Origin of the sequence: Butyricimonas faecalis (assembly GCF_003991565.1) — a bacterium.
Classification (GTDB): domain Bacteria; phylum Bacteroidota; class Bacteroidia; order Bacteroidales; family Marinifilaceae; genus Butyricimonas; species Butyricimonas faecalis.
This window is the reverse complement of the sequence record NZ_CP032819.1, coordinates 2,656,935-2,679,341: the sequence shown is the minus strand read 5'-3', so window position 1 is coordinate 2,679,341 and position 22,407 is coordinate 2,656,935. Positions and strand designations below refer to the sequence as shown.

The 22,407-nt window shown below is 44.7% G+C and carries 15 protein-coding genes and 1 pseudogene; 11 read left to right on the top strand and 5 right to left on the bottom strand.

From position 1 onward, the window contains the following. Positions 1 to 98: 98 nt before the first annotated feature. The 5 genes from D8S85_RS11750 to D8S85_RS11730 are packed head-to-tail and all read left to right on the top strand — an operon-like array spanning position 99 to position 9,258. The gene (locus D8S85_RS11750; RefSeq protein WP_127075099.1) at positions 99 to 3,632 is read left to right on the top strand and encodes a SusC/RagA family TonB-linked outer membrane protein; all 3,534 of its coding nucleotides are present in this window, start codon (positions 99 to 101) and stop codon (positions 3,630 to 3,632) included. A 20-nt stretch (positions 3,633 to 3,652) separates the two neighbouring features. Continuing rightward, on the top strand, positions 3,653 to 5,125 hold the full coding sequence (locus D8S85_RS11745; protein WP_106480802.1) for a RagB/SusD family nutrient uptake outer membrane protein: 1,473 nt from the start codon (positions 3,653 to 3,655) through the stop codon (positions 5,123 to 5,125). Positions 5,126 to 5,142: 17 nt separating this feature from the next. Beyond that, a complete protein-coding gene (locus D8S85_RS11740; RefSeq protein ID WP_106480801.1) occupies positions 5,143 to 6,054 on the top strand; it encodes a hypothetical protein in 912 nt (303 codons plus the stop codon). 29 nt (positions 6,055 to 6,083) lie between these two features. Beyond that, positions 6,084 to 8,096 carry a TlpA family protein disulfide reductase gene (locus D8S85_RS11735; protein WP_127075097.1) on the top strand — a complete coding sequence of 671 codons (2,013 nt, stop codon included), beginning with the start codon at positions 6,084 to 6,086 and terminating at the stop codon, positions 8,094 to 8,096. Then, positions 8,083 to 9,258, top strand: coding sequence for a TlpA disulfide reductase family protein (locus D8S85_RS11730; RefSeq protein WP_158641560.1), 1,176 nt, complete (start codon positions 8,083 to 8,085; stop codon positions 9,256 to 9,258). The genes D8S85_RS11735 and D8S85_RS11730 overlap by 14 nt, the downstream gene beginning before the upstream one ends. A gap of 90 nt (positions 9,259 to 9,348) precedes the next feature. Here D8S85_RS11730 and D8S85_RS11725 read toward each other — a convergent pair whose 3' ends face one another. From D8S85_RS11725 to dprA, 3 genes are all read right to left on the bottom strand, one after another. Further along, a complete protein-coding gene (locus tag D8S85_RS11725) occupies positions 9,349 to 10,734 on the bottom strand; it encodes an MATE family efflux transporter (RefSeq protein WP_106480798.1) in 1,386 nt (461 codons plus the stop codon). A 149-nt stretch (positions 10,735 to 10,883) separates the two neighbouring features. Next, on the bottom strand, positions 10,884 to 12,218 hold the full coding sequence (gene gdhA, locus D8S85_RS11720; protein ID WP_106480797.1) for an NADP-specific glutamate dehydrogenase: 1,335 nt from the start codon (positions 12,216 to 12,218) through the stop codon (positions 10,884 to 10,886). A 193-nt stretch (positions 12,219 to 12,411) separates the two neighbouring features. Beyond that, complete coding sequence (dprA, locus tag D8S85_RS11715) at positions 12,412 to 13,524, bottom strand: DNA-processing protein DprA (RefSeq protein WP_106480796.1); 1,113 nt, start codon at positions 13,522 to 13,524, stop codon at positions 12,412 to 12,414. Between the two features lie 158 nt (positions 13,525 to 13,682). Here dprA and aroB point away from each other — a divergent pair, with 158 nt between their 5' ends. From aroB to D8S85_RS11700, 3 genes are all read left to right on the top strand, one after another. Next, positions 13,683 to 14,714 (top strand): 3-dehydroquinate synthase, encoded by a 1,032-nt coding sequence (gene aroB, locus D8S85_RS11710; RefSeq protein ID WP_106480795.1) that lies wholly within the window; start codon positions 13,683 to 13,685, stop codon positions 14,712 to 14,714. A gap of 15 nt (positions 14,715 to 14,729) precedes the next feature. Then, positions 14,730 to 15,938: a 3-phosphoshikimate 1-carboxyvinyltransferase gene (locus D8S85_RS11705; protein WP_127075095.1), complete on the top strand. Its 1,209-nt coding sequence runs from the start codon at positions 14,730 to 14,732 to the stop codon at positions 15,936 to 15,938. 673 nt (positions 15,939 to 16,611) lie between these two features. Then, on the top strand, positions 16,612 to 17,292 hold the full coding sequence (locus D8S85_RS11700) for a PdaC/SigV domain-containing protein (protein ID WP_158641559.1): 681 nt from the start codon (positions 16,612 to 16,614) through the stop codon (positions 17,290 to 17,292). A 130-nt stretch (positions 17,293 to 17,422) separates the two neighbouring features. Here the strand turns inward: D8S85_RS11700 and D8S85_RS21655 are convergent, their stop codons facing one another. Further along, a complete protein-coding gene (locus tag D8S85_RS21655; protein ID WP_005832096.1) occupies positions 17,423 to 17,839 on the bottom strand; it encodes a hypothetical protein in 417 nt (138 codons plus the stop codon). 15 nt (positions 17,840 to 17,854) lie between these two features. Between D8S85_RS21655 and D8S85_RS11685 the strand changes: the two genes are divergently transcribed. From D8S85_RS11685 to D8S85_RS11675, 3 genes and pseudogenes are all read left to right on the top strand, one after another. After that, positions 17,855 to 18,682, top strand: coding sequence for a DUF4121 family protein (locus D8S85_RS11685; RefSeq protein ID WP_005832098.1), 828 nt, complete (start codon positions 17,855 to 17,857; stop codon positions 18,680 to 18,682). Between the two features lie 18 nt (positions 18,683 to 18,700). Next, positions 18,701 to 19,642 (top strand): hypothetical protein, encoded by a 942-nt coding sequence (locus tag D8S85_RS11680; RefSeq protein WP_005832100.1) that lies wholly within the window; start codon positions 18,701 to 18,703, stop codon positions 19,640 to 19,642. Between the two features lie 79 nt (positions 19,643 to 19,721). Then, positions 19,722 to 21,125 (top strand): annotated as a pseudogene (locus D8S85_RS11675) (N-6 DNA methylase); the annotation flags it as partial. 107 nt (positions 21,126 to 21,232) lie between these two features. Here the strand turns inward: D8S85_RS11675 and D8S85_RS11670 are convergent. Beyond that, positions 21,233 to 22,351, bottom strand: a complete 1,119-nt coding sequence (locus D8S85_RS11670) for a fimbrillin family protein (RefSeq protein WP_205702807.1) — start codon at positions 22,349 to 22,351, stop codon at positions 21,233 to 21,235. Positions 22,352 to 22,407 lie beyond the last annotated feature (56 nt).

The following is a 22,407-nucleotide window of genomic DNA, read 5'->3' as shown; positions in this document are numbered from 1 at the left end:
GTATTGAAAGTTTAACTGTTCTAATTTACAAATGTATGGAAAAAAAACAATTGTGCCATCGATTTTATCGAGGGTATGTGAAAAAACTTTTGATGCTTATGAAATTGTGTCTCTTGTTTATTTGTGTTTTCACGTTGACACTCTCTGCTAGCTCGTTTGCGCAACAAGAGCGGGTTAGTTTTGATCTGAAGAACGTGTCTGTGAAAGTTTTGTTGGATGAAATTCAAAAACAGACGAATTGGTGTTTCCTCTTTAACCCCGAACAAACGAAACAATTGGGTAAGTTGTCGTTACGGGTAGAAAATGAAACCGTGGAAGAGGTTTTGAATCGTATTCTAAAAGATACGGATTTAACTTTTAAGTTTAAAAATGATCTTATCATGATCGTGCCTAAGGGTGCGGTGGAAGATGATAAGAGTAAGAAAAATATTCGGATTGTCGGTCAGGTAACGGATAACAAGAAACTTCCCTTACCGGGAGTGACCGTGATCGTTAAAGGTTTAACTATCGGTACGGCAACTGACGGGAACGGACGATACGCCTTGACACTTCCCAAAACGGAAAAGTTATCCTTGCTTTTCTCCTTTGTTGGGATGAAAACTCGTGAAGTGGCATATACCGGAAAGGATACGATTAACGTGGTGATGCAAGAAGATTCGGAAAAGCTAGAAGATGTGATTGTTACCGGCTATGCCACGATCGATCGCGGTAGTTATGTCGGGGCCGTGACACAAATACGAGCCGAGGACATACAGGTGGCCGGAGAGGCTACCATCGATCAGATGTTGCAGGGATGGGTTCCGGGTATGTCTGTTATAAACAAGACCGGAAAAGTGGGTGGTTCTCCTAAAATTCGTATTCGTGGAACTTCAACTTTATTGGGAAATCAGGAGCCGCTTTGGGTTGTAGATGGTGTGATTCAATCCGATCCTCTCCCGATTCCGGATGATGCAAATCCTCTTTCTTCCGAAATGGATGGATTGCGAGAGACGGCCAGTAATGCGATCTCTTGGCTTAATCCGGCTGACATAGAAACGATTACCGTGTTGAAAGATGCCTCTGCCACGGCAATTTACGGGACAAAGGCAACCAACGGAGTTATCGTGATTACGACTAAAAAAGCGAAAGGAGACGGTTTGAACATCTCGTACAGCGGTAATTTTAACGTGGGTATGAAACCTGCTTATCGAATGTATGATATGATGAATTCTCAGGAGCACATGAGATTTTCCCAACAGTTGTGGGAGGATCGGGATAGTTACAATCAAAATATCCTGCCGATCGGATACGCCGGTTTAATCCAGAAATTACAAAAGAAAGAGATTACCCGGCAGCAATTTGAACAAGAGTATCGGAAAATGGAGAACATGAACACCGATTGGTTTGATATTTTGTTCCGGAATAGTTTTAGCCATGCCCACAATGTCAGCATCTCCGCTCAAGGAGAAAAAGTCGCAAGCCGTTTTTCCGTGGGAATCAACAGTACTCGGGGAGAGGCAAAAGGAAATAGTATGACCACTTTGACGGCTAACTCCAATACCACTTTCCGCTTGGACAAGCGGTTGATCATTGACTTGCAATTAAACGGCAGTTATCGGGAAACGGAGGATTTTGCTTTTGGGGTAAGTCCTTACGAGTACGCGATGAATACAGCCCGGGATATTCCGGCTTATCATGAAGACGGAACCCTGTACTATCATGAAAAAGTCGGGGCAACAAGTTATTCCATCCCGAATAAGTACTCATATAATTATAATATTATAAATGAACGGGATAACTCTGGTACGGAAACCGACGGCACGAACTTGCAGGCAGCTTTGAATTTGCGATTGAACTTATTGGAAGATCTGGAATTTCAGACAACGGCATCTTATGCGGTTGCAACGAATAAAATTAAATCGTGGGCAACGGAAAATACGCATTATATAACCAAAATTCGCGGTTACGAGGTGGGAGAGATTCTTCCGAATTCGGCGGAACAGAATGCCAGTGTCCTGCCATTTGGAGGATTATTGCAATCGGAGTATGCCCAGACGAAAAACTATTCTTTTAGAAGTAGTTTAGTGTATAATAAAATGTTTAACGAAGATCATCGCCTTACGTTGAATTTGGGATTTCAAGTCAATTCTGTGACCCAGGAGGGAAATGCGAGCTTGCGGTACGGTTATCTTTACTACCGGGGTGAAAAATTTGCCACGGTTCCCAAGGAAATAACGGCAGCAAACGGGTTGCACAAGAATTCGAGGGATCTTCATGATGAAATGCGGGCAGGGACCACGGTTACAACGACGAAAAATAACACTGTCAGCGAGTATTTTACTGCCGTGTACGGTTATAAAGAACGTTATATTATGAACTTCAATGCCCGCTTGGATGCTTCCAACCGTTTCGGGCAAGATGAGAATAAAAAATTTAATCCCAGTTTATCGATCGGGGTAAAATGGCGGATAGGTAACGAACCGTTTATGGCGTGGGCCTCTTCGTGGTATGATATGTTTGATATTTCGTTTTCTTACGGTTGGCGAGGAAATGCAGTGGAGGCAGTTTCTCCTTATTTGATAGCGAAAGATGGCGGATTGAATAAATATTTCCAGCAGTACACCCTGAAAATGGTATCATTGCCTTATCCTGATCTCGGTTGGGAGAAGACGGAAGATTGGAATCTGGGAGTTGATTTTTCCTTCTTCCAAGGAAGAATGAGTGCCGGGCTTAGTTGGTATAATAAAATCAGTCACGTGTTAGCTTCCCGGGAAGTGCCTATTGAGAATGGGGTTGCCAACGCTTATGTTGATGGAACGACGATGAAAAACAGCGGTTATGAATTGGCTGTCAGTGTTACTCCGGTTAGAACGAAAGACTTCACTTGGTCTCTTTCCTTCAACACAAGTAAGGTAAAAAATACAATTCGGAATAATCAACGGGAAAATACCCGGGATGACTATTTTAACGGAACCGCAATTGTCAGTGGTGAAAAGTACGGAACTTTTTATGGGTTTGCATTTAACGGATTGGATGCGACGAACGGAAGACCGACATTCAAGAATATGGATATAGATATTACGGAGAATGATTTGGATTATCTGGTAAAAATCGGTTGTTTGGAGCCGGATATCTCCGGAGGTCTTAATACCTCGTTAAGGTACAAGCGATTGCATTTGCGAGCCAGTTTTGCCATGTCGTTCGGGGCACAGACCTTTCTTCCGGATTTCTTTGCCACGGCAGGAGCGCCTAGACCGGAACAAAATGCACCCCGCTACTTGTTTAAACGTTGGCGTAAACCGGGAGACGAAAAGATCACGAATATTCCTTCTATCCCTGCCGGGAATCCGAATGAAATGAGCATTCAGTTGCCCGTTGAAGGGTATGTTGCCATGAGTCCTTATGCGATGTATAACCAATCTGATTTGAGGGTGGCAGACACTGATTTTATCCGGTGCAGGCAGATTTCTTTGCAATACGATTTACCTGATGCTTGGGTAAATAAGATTGGGGTCAGACGGGCATCCGTGAACGCCAGTCTATCCAATCCTTTCTTTATTGCTTTTGACAAAGCATGGGAAGGGCGTGACCCTGAAACGGCGAATTGGCCGGCACGTCGAACAGTTTCGTGCTCGTTGACTCTTAATTTTTAGTTGAACGGATAATTGTTAACATGATGAAAAACAAGATATTTATTTTAGGAGCTATCCTGGGATCGTTTATGCTGGGTTCTTGTAGTGATTTTTTGAAAGAAGAATCCCAAAGTGAAGTAATCCCGAAAACAGCATCTGACTTTTCGGAATTATTGTTGGGTACGGGGTATCCTGATGAGTCGACCCCGAGCTTTTCTTTCTTATCTTTGATGGATGATGATTGTGCTCATTTTTTGACTTATACAAGTCAGTGGGATCCGGAAGGGACCGTGGAAACGGCAAATGCTATCACCCAGTTCCCGATCTATTCATGGCAGCCGACTCTTGCCGATTATGATGGCTACGATAGTGAAATCAATACAACGGCAAGTTCTACCACGTACGCTCAATTCTATTCAAAGATATTGGGATGTAACGCCGTGCTGGATTATATTGATGAGGCCATAGGAACACAGGAAGATCGGGATCGGGTGAAGGCTGAAGCTCTTGCTGTGAGGGCGTTATTGTATTTCCAGCTGGTTAATATTTATGGGGAACCCTATAACCATAATAAGGACGCTTTAGGAGTTCCGGTTCGTCTGATTTCCGATTTGACGGAAAAGAACATAGAACGTTCCACGGTGGGATATATTTATGAAGAAGTGATTCTGAAAGATTTGTTGGAAGCCGCCCGTTTACTGGATCCCCTTCCGATTATGCGTAAGAATTTCCGGATCAATCAACCGGCTATTCATATCCTGCTTTCCCGGGTTTATCTGTACATGGAGAATTATAAAGAGTGTATTGCCGAGGTTGAGAAAGCAGAAAAACAAGGAATTGAATTGTTGAATATGGTAAATAACCTGGATGCTATCTTGACGGATAACGGTTATGCCACGATTTCTTACAATAACCCGGAGATCGAATGGATTTTCGGACCGACTGCGGTTGCAAGTCACTGGGAATATCTACCGGGAACAGCGCCTGCTTTCCGGGTTTTATGGGATCAGGAGAATGACCAACGTTTTTTGGCTTATGCACTCAAAACTGCGGATGAGGCAAATACTGTATACCTGAAAAAGCCAACGGGGAGTTCGGAATTAGGACAATCTATCCGTTCGGCAGAAGCCTTTTTGAACCGGATGGAAGCTTATGCCCTTTCCGGAGAGGAGGGCTTGGCGTTGGCCGAATTGAATGCATTCCGGAAGACCCGCATCATCGGTTACACGGATGTAACCCTGAGTGGTCAGTCCCTTTTAGATGAAATCCGGTTGGAACGTCGAAAAGAACTTTGTTTTGAAGGCCATCGCTGGTTCGATTTACGTCGTCAGGGAATGCCGGAAATCAAACACGCGTATAAGGCTGAAAAAGGAGGAGCGGTATATGAATATGTGCTGCAACAAGGCGATCCCATGTATACTATACCGTTTCCTAATAGTGTCGTATTACAAAACAGGGCTCTTATCCAGAATCCGTCACGGGAGATGAGTGCGAGACAAGGTGAGATTCAATAAACGTAAAATAGAAGATCATGAAAAAGATATTATTAGCTATAACTTGCCTGTGGGCTGCATGTATTTCTTGCAGCGATGACACGAAAATCGGTGCACCGGACGAAATATTGCCAGATTACGTACTGCCGCAGGGAGACGCTTCGGAGGAGGCAAACAATCGGATTCAGCAAATATTCGATACCTACACGTCTTACGTGCTTTATAATTACACGGAAAAAGATGCTTTTTGGACGCAGGCATCGGCAGGCGGTAGTGCGCAAACCTATCGGGTGACCATGGGAGAAACCCGCTATGTCGATGCCATGCTTGATTATATTCAGGATATTTGGCTCCAGTTTTTTCCGGAAGAGTTTTTGAAAAAAGGAGGAATGCCCTACCGGGTCTTTTTGGCCGATTCAATCTATTGGGATCGCGGTTGGGGTAAAATTCAATATAATTATCGCGTAAATGGTAATGCGCTTATTATTGGAGGCATGAATGCAAATTTGACTACGATGGATGCCGCAACCAAAAAAGCAAGGAAAAACGAACTATTGGGGGCGACATGGGATTACTACATCGCTCAAGGATTATTGGATGTTCCGGAAGAATTCTATGAAGATACGGATTACGAGACTGTTCCTGCCCTCCCTTCTGCCGGGGCTGAAGCGTTGGAGGCTTACCGGAAAAGAGGATTCCTGCCTTCATCCTATTATAATGGAATACCGGGAGAATGGTTCTGGGGAAGTTATGCATGGACTCGAGCCAAGGAGAATGACTTAAAATCTTTTTTATATAACCTGCGGGAAAAGACGGATGAGGAAGTTGCTTGGTTCCTGAATAACCCGGAATACGAATTAATCCAGAAAAAATGGAATATTTTAATTGATTACTATAAGAAAGAATTTGGTATTGATCTTCGAAAAATGGGTAATACCACCTTTGAATAAATCACTGTAAAAATAATTGTTTGTAGCGTATGAAAAAGAAACTTGTTTATGTCCTTTTTGCTTGCCTGGCCATGGTTAACATGGCTTTGGGCCAGCAAAAGGAGTCTCGTTTGACTTTAAATCCGGAAGTACCCGTGGCCGGTCAGAGTTTGGAATTGACGTATAATCCGAAAGGAGGACCATTAGAAGGTAAGTCCGATTTGGTCGGGATCATTTATATGTATAATTTTTATCACTGGGAGATGGGTGATGTGCAATTAAAACAGGAAGGAGAGCTTTGGAAAGGAACTTTCGAGATGCCGGAAAATTGTGCTTTTATCGCTTTTAAATTCCAGTCCACGTTTACCTTGCAACCGGATTCAACGGATAATAATAACGATAACGGGTTTATGTTTATCCCCCAAAATAGTGCGGGAGATTATTTACCGGGTAGATACCTTGCTTGGGGCGTGTTCCGGATGCCTTCGCTGGGATCGGAAACCGGGAATTATTTCTCTGGGAACTACAAGGAGATTTCTGATGAGGCTGCAATGATGTGGACAGATCAAGAGGCAAAACATTATCCTCAATATGGTCGACGCTTCTTCGGAACAATGAAATCTGTTTTGAAAAAAATGTATGGTGATAACAGCCGTCCCGGAATAGCACACTTGTTGAAAGTCATGGAAAACCAACCGGATTTGACCGAGAATGAATACGAGGAAATCAGTAATACTTACCGGTTTGACTTGAAAAATAAAGCAAAGGCGGATAGCGTGGATCAAGTGATACTTAAGTTGTTCCCTTATGGTGGAGTGGCCCGTTTTAACCGTTCATTTGAGTTGGATCGCCTATCTGGGGAGGAATACTTTGCGGCTGCCGACCGATTTAGAAAAGATTTCCCGATCGAGGCATGGAGAAAGAATCCGAATCCCCGGGGATTCGTGTATAACAATTTTTACAGAGAATTGGCCACGAGGTATTATAAATCGGGAAATTACAAGAAATTGGAAGAAATATTACCCGAGATGGATATGGTAATGATTAATGATGTCTTCCGAAAGAGTGTCGAGTTTGCTATTCGGAAAACACCCACGCCACCGGAAACTTATGTCGAGATTGCCAGAAAATTCATCGACCAGATGATTGCTAAGGTGGGGGATGGATCCTATAGTCAAACGATTACCGCTTCTCCCCGTCAAGCGGAAGAACTCGCTCGCTTGTGGTTGAATTATTATATTGGCGTGTATGCCCAGGTGGCCGAGAAATGTGGTCGTTATCAGGAAGTTGTGGATGTAATGAATTTGATAGACGAAGATCAACGGTATGCCTCTTATCCGGCAGGAAACGAAGCATATATCGCGAGTCTGGAAAAGTTGGGTCGTAATGATGAAGCCTTCGATGCCATGAAAGGCATTGCTAGTGCAGGACAGATGACCCCCGTGATTTATGATAAATTGCGAGAACAGTATGCCGCATTAAAAGATAAACCGGCCACTTTTGAAGCATGGATTGCTTCCCTAAAACCTAAACATGTAATTGAAAAAATAAAAAAGCAACTCCGGGCTGAAATGATCGATGTGCCCTTTGAACCTTTTGTTCTGGAATCACATTCGGGAGGTAAAGTAAAATCTGCTCGTTTCAAAAAAGATGAAATTGTGGTCATTGACTTCTGGGCCTTGTGGTGTGCACCTTGTATTGCAGCGTTGGATGGGATGCAAATGGCCGTGGATCTTTATGCGAATGATCCGACCGTGAAATTCTATTTCGTGATCACGCAGGATGAACCGAGAAAAGAAAAAATTGATGCATTATGGGAAAAGAATAATTTCCGGAATATGCAGGTGCTGTATGATGCGAATCCCAAAGGAAAAAATACCCGGAATGTCGTGTATAAATCCATGTTCCCGGGGACATCGGGTATTCCTCAAAAAGCCATCCTCAAAAATGGGCGTATCCGTTATCGTGCGGAAGGATACGGTGGAAGTCCCAGTGGTCTGATGGATGAGATTTCTTATGTTATCGAAATTCTTAAAGAGGAGGGAAATCATGTTGAGAAATAATCTAATCGTCCTGTTGCTCGCAGCAGCGGGACTTTTTTCTTCCTGTGAGGAAGGAAATCACTACTCGCTTACCGGGAATTTGCCTGCTCGTTATGATGGATGTCTGGTGAAGCTCACGCCTGCCACATTCTATTTTTCTAAAGAGAAAACCTGTCCCGTGGATAGCATCAAAATACAGGATGGCAAATTTCGGTTTGATGGAACGGTACAAAAACCGACAGTCTACGTGGTGACAATTGATGACGTTGACTATCAGATCCCGGATATGGGTTCTATGACCGTGGTGATTGAACCCGGAGATATTACAATGGTTTATGACACACTGGGAATCATCGTCTCCGGGACCCCTGTAAACGAACGTTACATGGCAACCATAGGAGAGGCAAAACGAGAAACAGTGCGTCAACGTCAGCTTTTATGGCAGGAACGGGATAGCGTGAAACGTTTACCGGGGAGCGTGGAAAATGAAGTGGATACTTACTATAACCAGAAAAGTAGTACGATTTTCAAAGAAAATATCATTCCGGCATCAGAAAACTTTATTCGGGAATACAGGGGTACCGAAATTGGGGAGTTCTTCTTCTTTCATTGTTGCGGGATGGATGCGTATAGTAAGGCATTTGTAGACAAAATTTACCCGACGATTCGTCCTGAAATACGGGAGCAATACGAGGCGTTAATCCGGGCTCGTCAAGAGAAACAGGATTATTTCATGTATTCGCAGAAAGCCACGAAAGTGGGAATGCCCTATCGGGAGGTTGTAGCCCGAACGCCAGAGGGGGAAGAGATTCGCTTATCGGATTATATTGGTAAGAAACAACTCGTCTTACTGGACTTCTGGGCATCTTGGTGTATTCCTTGCATTCAAGAGATTCCTTTGTTAAAGAAATTGCAGGAAAAATATGAACATCAAGGATTACAAATCGTGGGGGTATCCGTTGATTCTGACCGGGAAAAATGGGAAGGGGCTTTGGACAAGCATCACCCGGCAGGTATCCAGATTTCCGAACTGAAAGGTTGGGAAAGTACTTCCCGTGTTGATTACGGGGTACAAGCAATACCATTTACGGTTTTAATCGATACTTCCGGTAAAATTCATGCTCGTAATCCGCATGGTCCTCTTTTGGAAGAGATCATCGAGAAATATTTTTCCCGAAAATAGAAGTCATTTTTAATTGATTTAGGGTTATACCCCGAAAAACAATCTGTGTTTGAAAAGTTTTTCGGGATATAACCCTAAACATTTACCTTATTAGGCAAAAGTCGGTATTTCTTTGGGCCGGAATAACTTTTTCTGTATCACGTAATAGGCCACCAGGACGGCAGCACCGGTCACGATCCACGAAATAGGATAAATCACCATCAATGCATCGAAACTGGGCAATAACGGACAGACAAGATATATCCACAATAATCGTAAAACGCAGGTTCCGAATACGGTGAGAATAGCCGGTAGCATGGAATAGCCAAGTCCTCGGAGTGCTGCCCCGGCAATTTCATAAGAGCTCGCGATACATTGTGTCAGTAAGACAATATTCATGCGGAGCGCAGCGTAATGGAATACTTCCGGGCTGGACGTGAAGAAACTGATCGCGAAATGTTTCTGCCAGACAAATAGCACGTTCAGTAGCCCGCAACAGACAACGCTTAATAACATCGTCAGGCGGAAAATTTTTTTACAGCGCTCTATCTGTCCGGCCCCGTAATTCTGGCTGATAAAAGTTACCGCGGCCTGGCTGAAAGCGCTGACCACGAAATAGCAATAATACTCGTACGTGAGGGCCGCGGCAGAACCGGCAATGGCAGCGGAACCGAATCGGTTGACAGCAGCTTGTATGAAAATATTGGCAATCGAGAACACCATCCCCTGTATTCCCGCGGGAATTCCGATCTGAAGAACTTTCCGCAATTCGGGACGGGCAATTTGGAGATGCTTGATATCTAACTTGAAAGGCCCCTTCTCGTGCCGAAGAATGTATATGACCACCCCCGCGCTAAACATGTTGGCAATGACGGTACCGATGGCAACCCCCGCGACACTCATTTTGAAGACAATCACCAGTAACAGATTTAGCACCGTGTTGATCATCCCAGCCGCGACGAGGCAATAAAGAGGACGTTTCGTGTCACCCATACTACGAAGAATACTTGCCCCGAAATTGTATATCATGAAAAAAGGCATCCCGAGAAAGTAAATGCGGAGATACAGAACTGCCAGATCGATGACATCATCCGGGGTGTCCATGGCTTCCAGAATTGGTCGGGCGATGAGTAAACCCACCACGAGTAGCAGGCACCCGCTTACCAGGGCGATAACGGAAGTCGTGTGTACGGCACTCTTGATTCCTCGTTCATCCTTCTGCCCGATATAGTTGGCAATCACGACATTTGCCCCGACAGAAATCCCAACAAACAAGTTGATCATCAAGCTGATGACCGAAGCATTACTTCCCACGGCGGCTAGAGCTTGATCACTGGCGAATTTCCCAACAACAGCGACATCTACCGAGTTGAATAATTGTTGCAGAATACTGCTTGCCGCTAACGGTAGGGAAAACAACAGAATCTTGTTCAGCAAACTACCGTGCAGCATATCCATCCGGACCGCACTTTGTGATGATTTATTATGAGTTCCCATACTTTAATATTTTCATGACGCGAAAATATAGGAAACAACTTGACAATGACATATCCAGATTACTTTTTGTTTTATCAATTTTACAGATTCGGATATAAAAAATCCGCCCCGTTACCGAGGCGGATTCTTTATATAGACTTACTGTATGATTAGCAGTGTCCTTGAGCGCACATAGCTTCAGCAACTTTGATAAAGCCACCGATGTTAGCACCCTTAACGTAGTTGATCTTGTTACCCTCTTTACCGTATTTAACACAAGTATCGTGGATATCTTTCATGATCTGAGACAATTTAGCGTCTACTTCTTCAGCAGTCCAGCTATATCTCATTGAGTTTTGGCTCATTTCAAGACCAGAAACGGCAACACCACCGGCGTTAGCTGCTTTACCAGGAGCGAAAGTAATGTGCTCGTTCAAGTAGTTAACAGCCTCAGCAGTACAACCCATGTTAGAAGTTTCAACAACCATTTGGCAACCGTTAGCAACCAATTGTTTTGCATCTTCTTCGTTCAACTCGTTTTGGATAGCGCAAGGGAATGCGATGTCGCATTTTACTTCCCACGGTTTACGTTTCGGGAAGAATTTAGCACCGAATTTCTCAGCGTAAGGAGCTACAACGTCATTGTTGCTAGCACGCAATTCCAACATGTAGTCTACACCCTCTTGAGTTAAACCTTTCTCGTCATAGATATATCCGTCAGGACCAGAAATGGTAACCAATTTAGCTCCCAATTGAACTAATTTCTGAGCAGCACCCCAAGCCACGTTACCGAAACCAGAGATAGCTACAGTCTTACCGGCGATTTTCTCACCTTTCTCTGCCAACATGTGTTGTGCAAAGTATACGGTACCGTAACCGGTAGCTTCCGGACGTACTCTTGAACCACCGAATTCGCGGTTCTTTCCGGTTAATACACCGGTGAATTCGTTACGGATTCTCTTGTATTGTCCGAACAAGAAACCGATTTCACGAGCACCAACACCGATATCACCAGCAGGAACGTCAGTGTTCGGTCCGATATGTTTGCAAAGCTCAGTCATGAAGCTTTGGCAGAAACGCATAACTTCGTTATCTGATTTTCCTTTCGGGTTGAAGTCTGAACCTCCTTTACCACCACCCATCGGAAGAGTAGTCAAAGAGTTTTTGAATGTTTGCTCGAAACCTAAGAATTTCAAACCGCCAAGGGTTACTGACGGGTGGAAACGCAAACCTCCTTTGTACGGTCCAATAGCACTGTTGAATTGTACTCTATAACCGCGGTTGATTTGTACTTCACCTTTATCATCGATCCAGGGCACTCTGAACATGATTACTCTTTCAGGTTCTACCATCTTCTCAAGGATCTTGTTAGCCTTGTATTTCGGGTTTGCCTGATAAGTATCCCATACAGTTTCAATCACTTCTTGAACTGCCTGGTGGAATTCTGATTCACCTACGGTTCTAGCCTTTAAGGCATCCATGAATTCTTTAATCTCTGCTTTCATTTGAATATTGTTTAAGTAAAAACTTTAAAAAAACATTTTCATTTACTTGAATTATCAAAATTCGGTTCAAAGGTATGCTTTTGTTTATGATTCCAAAAATTTTTTGAGTTATTTTTTGGTAGGTGCAAACGTTATAATAGTTTAAAATTTCAATTACGATTCATGACGTGCTATAAATCTGTAATGAAACGTGTTAAATAAGCGTGTAACAATTACCGGGGAGCTGCATGGCCCGGCCTTCCAGTTCAAGTTTTAACAAAAGTACGGAGAGATCATGTACCGGGATGCGTGTAAGTTGATGTAACTGGTCGATATTTTGTTCTCCCGTTTTTCCCAAAATCTCCAGGAGCAATACTTCATGATTGGATTCGGAAAATAAATCCAGCGACATCTGCTGGGGGCCGGTGGAAAGGAGAGGCCAGTTGAGAATCCGGAGCATATCCTTGACATTTTCCACTAAGGCGGCAATATTTTGTTTGATCAACAGATTACACCCGCTGAAAGTCGGGTCTTCCGGTCTTCCGGGAATCGCCATCACGTCCCGGTTGTACGACAAGGCCTGCCGGGCAGTGGACATGGCTCCTCCTTTGACGGGTGATTCGGCAACAAGAGTCGCCTCGCTCATCCCCGCCACGATCCGATTGCGTTGAAGAAAATTGGTCGGCAAAACCTGCGCGCAAGTCGGGAACTCGGAAATTAAAGCGCCGCCTTGCTCCAGAATCTTTTCGGTCATACTTTTGTGTGAAGCAGGATAAACCATGTGCAGGCCATGTCCTAGAACGGCTTGTGCCTTTAACCCGTAATGCACGCATGCCGTGTGGGCGGCAATATCAATCCCGTAAGCCAGCCCGCTGATAATGTTTGGGTGATAGCCCGTGTCTGCCAGTTCGTGAAGCAACGTGTCGATCCGCTTCTTTCCCATCTCGGTTGCTTTACGAGTACCCACGATGGCAATATTCTTTGTGTCGTCCTCTTCAAGGCTCCCCTTATAAAATAGTACGAGAGGGGCATCCGCGCAATGCTTCAGAAGGCGAGGATAATTGGAGTCCTCGATCCCGCGTACATGAATGTGATATTTTTCCATGACCTTCAACTCTTGTTCTGCCATCTGTAACCAACGGGAGCGTTCGGGCTGGATATTTGTCAGGTTATTTTCCCGAAAAAGAGCTTCTATGTTTTGATCCGTCTCTTCGAAAAAACCGGAAATTCCACCACATTGTTGGAATAGAGAAGAAAAGAGAGCATTGTTAAGCCGAGGAGCCATCGTGATAGCAACCTTTGTCAGAATCGAGTTTTCATAATTCATATGTTGATGGTTAAAAGTGATTTTTGACAAAAGTAAATCTTAATAGTGTAAAAAACGAATGAAACGAGAAAAATGAATGTATAAACTTCACGGACCATTCTCGCCCCGTTTGGGCATCTGATCAAAATAATTTAATTTTGTACGGAAATACAGGATAAATGGAAAGTATTATTTTTACCACGGATGCTGGCATGGTCCTTGCTGAATTACTGGACGGAACCCAGCACGAGGATATATTTATCGTGGCAGATAAACATACCGTTCTCTTTTGCGATCGATTGTTCGAGAAGGTGGACTGGCTCCCCTCGCACGTGACCGTTCTGGATTGCGGGGAAGAGAATAAATCGGTGGAAAGCGTGAGCCGAATTTGGATGATGTTGAGTAAACAGGGGGCTAGGCGCTCTTCCATCCTCGTGTGCGTTGGAGGAGGTGTGGTGACCGACTTGGGAGGTTTCGCGGCTTCCACCTTCAAACGGGGGATGCGCTGCATAAATGTTCCCACGACACTGTTGGCGCAAGTCGATGCTTCCTTGGGCGGTAAAACCGGCTTCAACTTCAACGGTTTGAAAAACGAGATTGGTACCTTCTCCATTCCGGAAAAGGTAATTATCGATACCCGTTTTTTAAATCATTTACCCGTGCGGGAACGAATGTCCGGTTTCGCTGAAATGATCAAGCATGGTTTATTATCAAACCGGGAATACTTGATCCGGTTGTTGAACCTGGAACATCAGGAAACGACTCAGGAATACATGCTGGAACTGATTCGGCGTTCCGTGACAATAAAAAATGAAATCGTCACCCGGGATCCCAGGGAACAGGGGCTACGTAAGGTGTTGAATTTTGGGCACACGATCGGGCATGCCATCGAAAGTTTGTCTATCATGCAGGGATCGCCACTCTTGCATGGTGAAGCGGTGGCATTGGGTCTGGTGGCTGAATTGTACCTCTCTGTCAAGGAAAAAGGTTTTCCTGAAGAGATTTACCGGGAAGTCCGGAATTTCGTCAAGCAACATTATCCGCCCTATCCTTTGATGAATCACGTGGACACCCTGTATGAATTGATGTTGCATGACAAGAAAAACGAACGATGGGGAGTGAACTTCACGTTACTCTCGGGTATCGGGGAGTTTTCACTGGACAATTATTGTTCGAAAGATTTAGTGGTTGAGGCTTTGAGCCAAGTGTAAATTACAAGTAGAATTATGGATCGAGTTATCGCGTGGGATAAGACAAAAATTGAAGGCGTGGTTGTTTTACCGGCTTCAAAGAGTATTTCAAACAGGGCACTCGTCTTATGTGCCTTGGCCGGATGTCCGGTACCCGAGAATTTGTCGGATAGCGATGATACGCGGGTATTACGGGAAGCCTTGTCCTCCTCCAACAGGCTGGTCAACGTGGGGCATGCCGGAACTGCCATGCGTTTTTTAACCGCTTATTTTGCCTTGAAAGGCGGAACCTGGGAATTAACCGGTTCGGAGCGTATGAAACAGCGTCCCGTGCAGGTGTTGGTGGATGCTTTGCGAAACTTGGGTGCGAAGATCGCCTACATGGATGAAGAGGGTTATCCGCCTTTATGGATTACCTCCGCCCCGTTACAAGGCGGACGTTCCTTGGTGTTAGATGCTTCGATAAGCAGCCAGTACGTGTCGGCCTTGATGATGATCGCCCCTCTACTTCCGGGAGGCTTGACGCTCGATCTGGAAGAAAGAATCGTTTCAGCCGCTTACATACGGATGACGGCCTCCATGATGCGCTTGTTTGGAGTTGACGTGTGTTTGGAGGGGGGGAAGATCGTTGTTCCTGAAAAGGAGTATATCCCGGTAAATCTGCGAGTGGAATCGGACTGGACGGCGGCATCTTATTTCTACGAGGTGCTTTCTATTGTCGGGCAGGGGGAAATTTTCATTTCAGACCTGAAAAAAGATAGCTTGCAAGGAGATGCCCTGCAATATAGCTTGTGGGAGCGATTGGGCGTACGAACAGAATGGCGTGAATCGGACATCCTGTTGCGAGCTTCCGGTGAAAACACGGACTTGTTCGAGGCGGATTTCACGGAAATGCCCGATTTGGCCCTTACTTTTATCGTGGCTTGTTGTTTAAAAGATATTCCGTTTCGTGTTCGCGGGTTGGAAACTCTGCATGTTAAAGAGTGCGACCGTGTGGCTGCCTCGATCTGCGAATTGCGTAAACTGGGATATGAACTGAAAGTTCCCGTGCATGGTGAATTATGTTGGAACCGGGAACGAAACGCGTTGACTTCTCTGGAAATCGATACCTATCAAGACCACCGTATGGTGATGGCTTTTGCTCCTGCCGGGTTAAAATTGCCCGGATTAGTGATTCGCAATGCCGGGGTGGTGTCAAAGTCTTTCCCTACCTTTTGGGAACAATTGGGTAAATTGTTGATTTGATATCAACTATTAGCTATGTTAATTTGAACATGAGTTAACGGGGAAGCGGTATAATTCAAAATAAAATAAGAAGAGTGACTACATCGGGATTCAGAAAGGATGGGATGAGGTAGTCGTGGGAAAATAATCCGGAATTAAGTCCGATTTCATGCCCGAAATGAGCATGAATACATAATTACATCCGGATCGCTACCGTGTAAAACGCTATTAGAACGCTATTAGAACGCTATTAAAACGCTATACGAAATAGCGTTCTAATAGGATTTTATAAGCATACTGAAAACTTTATATCCGGAAGAGATCCGCTAGTGGTAATAATTTGTAATTCTGTTGTTTAAGTAATAATCTATATAATCCAGATTAAAACGATATGTATTTAATACTTTTGTAGCTATATTCGTAATATCCCAAAAAATAACTTAATTCTTATATCGAATTGATGTTGGATTAACACTTTAGAATGTATTCAAAGAAGCAAAAGAAGCTTATAATCAGGCATACGTGGAATCATTGAAATTGGAGGACAAGCATCAAGGGATGATGGTGCAAATGCTTGTCAAGCGTAAATTACAGGCTTTGGAGTTGGCTGAATGACATGATATTTTTGTAGAGAAAAGAAACCTTTCTTATCGCGAGCCGTATATAAAGGCAAAATTTGAAAATGAATGGAGTTATGAGGAGTTGTATTTTTTTAGCCTTGTTATTGGCATTGGGAATTTCCGGATGTAAAGAGGGAACGGTAAAAACGGGGAAAGATTTCTTCTCTTACCAAACCAATGAATTTAATATTATGGCAAGATATCCGGTTTTCACCTCTCCACGTGTAGAGGTGGATCGGGGGTGCAAGGTCGTAAATGGATGGATCTCCCACTTGATTGACAGTTTGCAAAATGATTTGAAGGTGCAGTTGAAGGAATACATTCAGAAAGCTCAAGAGATGAAAGAGGAGCCCATGCTTCCATTCGAATTGGATATTAAGGATAGTGTGTTTATGGCGGACTCGCGTTATATCAGTGTTCGTTTTTCGGTTTACACGTTGACAGGAGGGGCTAACGGATTGACGGAGTATTATGCGGTCAATTATAGTTTGAAGGACAAAAAGTTTTTGACTCCGGAGGGTATTCTGAATGATGACAAGAGAGCGGAGATAAATAAGCAGATTCAACGGAATTTCAAGAATCCAGAGAATTGTTTTTCGGAAGTTCCCACATTGGCAAATGTAACCGCGGTGAATTTTTCGGAAAGTGATGTTTGTTTTACTTATAACCCGCTGGTTTTAGGGGCTCATTATTGCGGTGCGGCGGAAATATCCGTACCACGTATGTTATTGAAAGGTGATTTATTGTTGAAATAGATAGGGAGAATTGCAGGGAAGATGAGGGCGATCCGAAAGGATCGCTCTTTTTTGTATGGATATTTTTCTTTTAAAAGATGATGATCAATGATGTTTAAATTTTCTTATATTTGTTGTAATCTGAAGTATCTTATTTGATTATCAACGCTTTGTAGAAAACTCGCATGAGAACGGGCAACGGATAAGAAAATTCCAAGCTGTTTAGAATCACTATATTCCTCATGCTTTCAAATAACTCTTTTTTCTTGATGCAAAGGTAGCATTTTTTCGTGATTGCCGGTAATTTTCGGGCATAAAATATCACGGTCATTTCAAGAAACATATACAGCGGACATGACAGCCATACCGTAGCCGAATCCCCGTAACTCACAGGCAAAGGTAACCCGTGTCCTGCTCGTACAAGCAAGGTCAAGCCCTCCGGGTGTCGTGGAAAAATCATCCTCGCCCGGAGGGCTTGCGGTATTTTTCCCGCCAACCTTGCATGTACGGGACACGACCTTTTATGGCCTGTAGTTACGGGAACTCCGGCCCCGAAAAGCCGGATCACTAAAAATAAATTGTTATGTCACAGCAGGTAACAAAAGAAAAGTACAGTATCGAAACACTCAGAGAGCGGAATGTTTCATACGACCACCAGCATTGGCTGACACAGGAAGATGTGGATATGGCCAACAGTTATGTGGAACTCATTGAGCGGACACGCTCTAAGATTACACCGCAAATCGGAGACAGGCTGGTATATGTAACCGAACACGGGGATTATTACGGAAACGCCCTTATTGACAGCAGGAGTGCAAAAGAAGGATATCTTTCCGTATGCGAACAGCCGTATGTGCCTTTCGTGTGGGAAGAGGACGGCAATATCCGTCTGAGTGTCAGCGGAGGCGCATTCCATTCCGTGAATCCGGAGGAACTGAAATTCCTGAAATGGACGGAAGGGGTGTTCAAGGACTGGGGGCATTGCGGTGCTTGCGCCAACGGTTCGGTGTCATTTCTGGCTAAGGTACCGTTATGGTTTTATGCCGAACCCAATCCCAGGTATGGAGATTTCACGACCGAGACCTACCGGAAGTTCTACCTACACAAAAGGGAGGAATCGGAAAACGGCAATCTCTATCAAGGCTTTGACATCGCTTTTCGGGACGAAGCCGAGTTCCGGCAGTTCCTGAAGGACTACGAAGGAACGGTGTTCAAGGGAAATTGGGATAATCAAATCGTGTTATGGTGTTTCCGTCGGGAATATGTGTTCTTACCTTCCGCCGAATGGGAAAAGATAAAAATCCCTGCCGTAGAGCGAAAGCTCAACTTCCATCCCGAGCAGGTCAAGATAGTCAAGGACATGGAAAAGCACATCACTTATTTCTACCGGATTAAACCGGATAATTTTTAACATTTAACCCTAACAGATATGCAAACGACAACAGCACCCAAGGCCGGCAACGCTCCCGACCTGCTTCAAGGCATTCTGAGCGTACAAGTGAGAAACGAGGACAAGATTACGGAACAGGACCGTGTCTATTGCCAGACGCAGCAAAACCTGCTTTACAAGACACTCGACCAGATTGACCGCTGGTACGCCGTCTTCAAGGAAGAAGCCGAACAATACCAAGCCGAACGTAAGTTCCATTACGAAGAAAACGGCAAGGTTTCCATGCGTGATTTCTACACTTACCATAACGACAGGGAAGACTATTCACACAACGAGTTCAAACCGTTTGACCTGATTAACGATCTGGTAGATAAGAACCGAAACGCCAACGCGAATTTTGCGAACCGCATCATTTCTTATTTCAACAGGACTTACAAAGTGTCGGTTCCTGAGTATAAAATAGACGAAAAGACCCTTCCGATGGGCTTCCGTCCTGTTTATGACACATATGTAGATGTAGTCATCGAACACTTGGGCGGCAAGAGTTTCCGGGAAACGGCCGTGGAAGAACTGCTCGCACGCCTGAGCAAAGTTGTCAGACCGGCATACTGGAGCAAAGTCAAGACGGAGTTGAAGAAGGACAAGATAATCTTTCCCGAAATCATCCGTTTCGACGATTTTTCCATGCAATACAACCAAAGGAACAGAATCTCCTACAACTACGGCGGAGAACTGGAAACCCTGTGTGCCGGCATTGCCTACGGTGCGGATGACATACTGAATGGAAATTCAAAGATGATTATCCGTTTTGATGACAACGACATTTCTGTCACAGACTGGTACGACCTTACGACCACCAATGCCGAGCAAATCCGATTCTACAAGAACGGACGTATCGATGTCCGGTTCAAGGACAGTGCGGCAGCCGAAAGTTGTTTCAAGCGTCTGCATCTGGATGAAATCACCCTAAGAGAAAACTGACCATGATAAGATTTACACAGCACCCCGTAAGGCAATCCTTGCGGGGTGTTTTCATTTTTAACGATAAACAGATAAAGTCATGTATACCATCATCCCCCAACAGATACCGCAAGGTATGCGTGCCGAAGTCAACGAGAAGATACTTTTCGCCATAGACTCCGGCAAGAACCTCATTCCGGCGGAGAGCATCTACAACTGCTATACCGGTATCGGAGGGCTGCACAACCTCAAACAGTCCGACTTTGCCAGCTACCACGAGTATGCCGAAGCGAAGAAGGAGTTCGAGATGGGACAGTTCTTCACCCCGCATGAAATATGCCGGGACATGGTGGATATGCTGTGTCCTGTCTCATCCGAAATGGTTCTTGACATGTGTTGCGGTATGGGCAATTTCTTCAACCATCTGCCCAACCCGCATAATGCCTACGGCTTCGACATAGACGGCAAGGCCGTGTCTGTCGCACGATACCTCTACCCGGAAGCCCATATCGAGAAATGCGACATCCGGCAATACTATCCGGAACAACGTTTCGATGTTATCATCGGCAATCCTCCTTTTAACTTGAAGTTCGACTACAAACTGTCGCAGGAATACTATATGGACAAGGCTTACGATGTGCTCAATCCGGCAGGAATCCTGATGGTCATCGTGCCCTGTTCCTTCATGCAGAGCGGGTTCTGGGAGAAGACACGGATAGCCGGTATAAACGGCAGATTCTCATTTGTCGGTCAGACGAAGTTGGGCCCGTCAGCCTTTGCCGCAGTCGGAGTCCATGACTTCAATACGAAAATCATGGTATTTCTCCGTAAATCGGGCCACATCAAGATGCAGGCTTACAACGCGGAAGAATTCATAACGGCGGACGAGCTGAAAAAGCGCATCGGCGAGGCAAGGGCGATGAAACACCGGTTGCGTTTCGACCTGATGCGCGAAACCAACCGGATCAACAAGGAAGAACTTGAGCTGTTCGAGTACAAACTTGCCAAGTACATGTACGAGCTGAAGGCGCACGCCAAGTTGAACAAACATATAGACAAGGCGGAAGCGTTGGTCACGAAGTTCCGTAACCAGAAACCGCCTGAGAACGCCACGCGGGAGCAGGTGGAGCAATGGGAGAAGAACAAACTGACCCCGAAGAAAGTGCTTGCCGTCATCCGCAGGTACATCACCTCGCAAAATACCGTACCTCGCAAGGAAGTGGCATTGGTGAAGACCTCATACGGCTTCAAACTGAAACAATATGCTCCGCGACTCCTTGACAAAGTTCCGCACAAGGCGGCAAGTATCAACGACCTCGTGCTGGAACGTACTGAACTGCCCATGCCGGAAGTGCCGACAGAAAAGAACATGCACCAAATCCGTGCGGCGGAGAAACTGATCCGACGCAAGCGGAGAGAGTACGAAATGCAGAACCGGCAGTTCCCGGAAATGGAGGAAGATGGCAGGCTGAAAGAATACCTGGACCGGTGTGCATTCATCAACATGTAGATACTAATTGAAAATGCGATTCCCTATAAAGAACCCGTTGGCGGGATTAATCTTGCGTATGTTTAACCTGCCAACGGGTACGATATTAATAAACGTTTGGTTTAAGGTTTAACGTTTACGTCGCTATTTGCTGCTTCAACCCAGCCTGTTGTCTCTGCATCAAACTGGATCGGATTCAACACAGCCTTTCCCTGATCAGTATAACCACCACCGAAAATCAACGTGTAGATATGACGCTTGCCCGCTCCCCATGTATCTCCGAACGGAACATAAATTGTTTTGTATTCACTTGCTGAACCCAACAGATAAACTCCGGACTGCCGGATTTTGCAGGTGATCTCCAGATAACATTGCTTCGCATTATCGGCCTCCAACTTGCTTTTGTTGGGTGCGGAAACAGTCCAAGCAGTCAGCGTCTGTGGTATATTCAGCATAGGAGTACTTGTGGAAATATCGGTAGCTGCGGTATTACTATTGACCGTGATGTTTGCGTTATTCACTACGGTAAATGCGTGTGGAAATGTTAAATCAGTCGAACTCCAACTTCCCGTTCCATCGGCTGTCGCAGGCAATGTGAAGACGCCGGCAAATTTGATATTATGAATCTTGATGTCACGGATGTCCACCTGCATGTTAGCGTATTGGGTCTTTGCTTTGAATACGACCTGAGACAGAATATGTTTGAAGTTAAATTTCACTACTCCGTTGTTTGTGGCTTTTGTCTGGCCTTTGGCTATGGCATACATCACGTCGTAGTTTGCATGAGTACCGGCTCCATACTCATCAATGCAGGTATAACTTATCTTTTGGACAGTCCCGGAGGTTTCCCACATATAAAACGTCAACATGTCGTCACTAACCGTTCCGGGATTGAACGCGTAAAAGTCCAAAGCCTCGGAAGGCCAATAACGAAGGTCGTTCGCATCGTCATAATCCCACTTACCATCTTTGTACACGATCTTCACTCCGTCATGTTCAAAATCCGTGTCGACCTTTCCCATGAAGGCAGTACCATCCGCCGTAAAAGCGAACACGTCGAAATCGGTGCTCGTCAAGTTGGAGGGGGTAGTAGGGGAAGCCCTCGTTTCCGCCGCATTACTTAACACGTTAAAACCAATCGCATTCCGCGAGGAGGTTTCCACATTCGCAATCTCCTCGTCTGAGCAACCCATGAGTAGCGCTCCAAAGATTGCCCAAAGCATTACTGTACTTTTTTTCATAAATAAAAACAAATCAAATTGATACATATAATTAATAAACTCAATTACTTAATAGT